The organism is Vibrio floridensis, from assembly GCF_021852965.1.
Taxonomy (GTDB): domain Bacteria; phylum Pseudomonadota; class Gammaproteobacteria; order Enterobacterales; family Vibrionaceae; genus Vibrio; species Vibrio floridensis.
Genome location: NZ_JAKGCY010000040.1, coordinates 1 through 3,214 on the forward strand (window position 1 = coordinate 1; position 3,214 = coordinate 3,214).

A 3,214-nucleotide genomic window follows, 5' to 3' on the forward strand; every position below is an offset into this window, starting at 1 on the left:
GATAACAGGTTATTCATTTTATGCTCCTCTTTATTTAACCTAACGCTGCGTTAAGGGGTGAATGCCGCATAAACCAACTTCCCGCAAGCCACTTTCACTACCAAAACTCGCCGCATACCAAAAATGCCACGCGGCATGAATCCCTCTTGAACGCCTTGTTATGTTTAAGCTTCAATGGGTTACGTTTTCTTGAAACAAGATTAACTCGACTTTAATTTACAAACAAAAACCAAAACGTAGAAAACCGAAATAGCTCATGATTTTGAAAATCAGACATTGAAATTTGGCTGCTGAAACTCAAAAACCTAAGATCAAATTGCTGATTGAGCCAACCGGCCTAACCTCTCGCTAACCCGAAAATTGACTGAGGCAACTCTCTGAATTTCCAGCGCCAAAGAATAAGTGTCCGAAAAGCAGCGTTTAAAAAAGCCAACTTGCCGACAAACTCGAAACTAACAAGCCGAGGGAACAAAGAAAAACCATAACCCGCTGATTTTACATGATTAAGCATAACGCCGCGTTAAGGGGCGCAGGCACGCACTACAAAAGTGACCGCATCACACCTTAACCACTAAACTTACCGCAAACTGAAAATGCCACGCGTGCCAAGTCCCTCTTAAACGCTTTGTTAGCACTCTTTTAGAAAACCATTGCGTGGTCTACCAGAAAACGCCCATCCTCATAAACTATAACCAGCTCTGCTACATGTTCGCCTGGTGCTTTCGTGTAATATTGTTTCCAAACTATTGCCGCTGAGTCTGGTCGCCTAAACACTGCAACTAACTCTCTATCTGCAAAGAAACCCTTTTCAGCCTGATATTTTACACAGACTTCATTGAGGTAATCTCGGGTAACTATTTTGAGCATCCGCTTGTTAAAGTCTCGGACGTGCCGCTCATGGTCAATATTCATCGATGCTTCCATCAAATTGTCCATGATAGGATTTGCGATATCTAATATTTCCTGCTCTGACATTTCTTGAAAGTTCATAACAATCCTTTTGCTAAACTACCGTCCAGAGTGCTAACGCTGCGTTAAGGGGTGAATGCCGCCTAAACCAACCTTCCGCAGACCATTTTCACCACCAAAACTCACTGCACACCAAAAATGCCACGCGGCATGAATCCCACTTAAACGCCTTGTTATGTTTAAGGCTCAAAGGGTTAAGTTTTGCGATACCAAAGCTTAACTCAACTTATCTTTGAAAACCAAAACCAGACGCTAAAAAACTGAATTAACTAATAAATTTGAGTTTACTGATATTGAGTTTTAGCGTGGAATACCGAAAACTGGAGCTCAAACTTTGAAACTAAGATCGCGTCATTCGACTCAAAAACACACTGAACTTAAATGAGGCGACTCTCTGAATTTTTAGCGCCCACGAATTGGAGTCCAGAAAACAGCGACCACTGAATTTGACTTGCCGACAAGACCAAAATTAGAAATACGAAGGAACAAAGAAAAGATGCAACCAACTGATTTTACGTGACTAAACATAACGCTGCGTTAAGGGGTGAATGCCGCTCAAACCAACCTTCCGCAGACCACTTTCACCACAAAAGTCACTGCAAACCAAAAATGCCACGCGGCATGAATCCCACTTAAACGCCTTGTTATACGTGGATTTTGTAGGTTAAGTCGGCGACTTCGTCACCTGTAATGCCTCTGAAACCCCAACAATGGGAAGGCTGCTCTTTAATTGTGATTTCAATATCAACGGGGGAAATGCCTAATCGAGATTCAATGTTACTAAAAAGCGCTTTGATCAATGCCTTTTTCGTTTCTACTTTGCGACCTTCCATCATGTTTACTTCGATCACCGTGTAGGCATCAGTGCGACCACTAGGATAGTAGAAATCACTTTTATCAAGTGGAATAAACCTGTGAGCTCGTTTATCCTCGGGCAAGCCTAGAGCTTGAGTCATTGAGTTCTGAATCACATCGGACAACTCAGCTTTAATTGGATTCAAATAATCTTTTATTCCATATATGACGACCACGATTTCTCCTTAAACGTATAACGCCGCGTTAAGGGGTGAATGCCGCATAAACCAACTTTACGCAGACCACTTTCACCACCAAAAACCACCGCATACTAAAAATGCCACGCGGCATGAATCCCACTTGAACGCCTTGTTATGTTTCTTGGGCTCAAGTTTCTAGATCTGCTTTTGCGTAGGAAATAAACTCTCGTAGAGCTTTATGCGCTAATGTCCAATGCTGTTCTAGATACTCTTCATAAAACTCAAAATCTGGACAATTATGAAAATCGGACAAATAGCTTTCAACGACTAATGTTGCTTTTGAGCTAAGAAGTAACCCACCGACATCGATAGCGCGACTAAGCTCAGACCTGCCCAGATTCTGAGCTACTAGTAACTGTTTTTTCTTTTCCTCTGATAATTTGGTGCCTTGAATTGAAGAACCTAAGTGTTCGTCGTAATAGTTTTTGATTTTATGAAAGGCATCGATAACATTTTCATAGGCTTGCAATTTTCTTTCCCAAACTTTTTCAGCTCGAAAACGATTCAGAGAAAGTTTAACGGTAACAACTGCACTTACGCTAGCTATTGAAATACCGACAAGAATTTGTTGAATAAACTCCATACACCCTTTCTCCGATAGAAACATAACGCCGCGTTAAGGGGTGCAGGCACGCAATACAAAAGCTACCGCACAGTGCCGTAACCACCGAACTCAACGCAAACTGAAAATGCCACGCGTGTCAAATCCCACTTTAACGCTTTGTTATGCTTAAGCTTCAACGCCCACATTTTTACCAAAACCAAGATTAACTCGGCTAGGATTTGCTAACAAAAGGCAAAACCTAAAAAACTGAAATGACTCATAATTTTTGAAAATCAGACTTTGAAATTTGGCTGCTAAAACTCAAAAACCTAAGTTCAAAGTTCTGATTGAGCCAACTTCCCTAACCTCGCGCTTACCCGAAAATTGATTGAGGCAATTCTCTGAACTACCAACGCCAAAGAATAAGTGTCCAGAAAATAGCGCCCAATGAAGCTGACTTGCCGATGAACTCGAAACTAACAAGCCGAGGGAACAAAGAAAAACCATAATCCACTGATTTTTGGTGATTAAACATAACGCCGCGTTAAGGGGTGAATGCCGCCTAAACCAACTTCCCGCAGACCACTTTCACCACCAAAACTCGCCGCATACCAAAAATGCCACGCGGCATGAATCCCACTTAAAC

The 3,214-nt window shown here is 41.9% G+C and carries 3 protein-coding genes; all 3 read right to left on the minus strand.

Going from position 1 to position 3,214, the window contains the following annotated elements:
• Positions 1–639 precede the first annotated feature (639 nt).
• The 3 genes from LZU85_RS20435 to LZU85_RS20455 all read right to left on the minus strand — a co-directional run bounded on the left by LZU85_RS20435 (position 640) and on the right by LZU85_RS20455 (position 2,607).
• Positions 640–990: a hypothetical protein gene (locus LZU85_RS20435; protein WP_103201137.1), complete on the minus strand. Its 351-nt coding sequence runs from the start codon at positions 988–990 to the stop codon at positions 640–642.
• A 623-nt stretch (positions 991–1,613) separates the two neighbouring features.
• Positions 1,614–2,000, minus strand: coding sequence for a tautomerase family protein (locus tag LZU85_RS20445; protein WP_072611812.1), 387 nt, complete (start codon positions 1,998–2,000; stop codon positions 1,614–1,616).
• Between the two features lie 151 nt (positions 2,001–2,151).
• Complete coding sequence (locus tag LZU85_RS20455) at positions 2,152–2,607, minus strand: hypothetical protein (RefSeq protein WP_029853052.1); 456 nt, start codon at positions 2,605–2,607, stop codon at positions 2,152–2,154.
• Between the last annotated feature and the right edge of the window lie 607 nt (positions 2,608–3,214).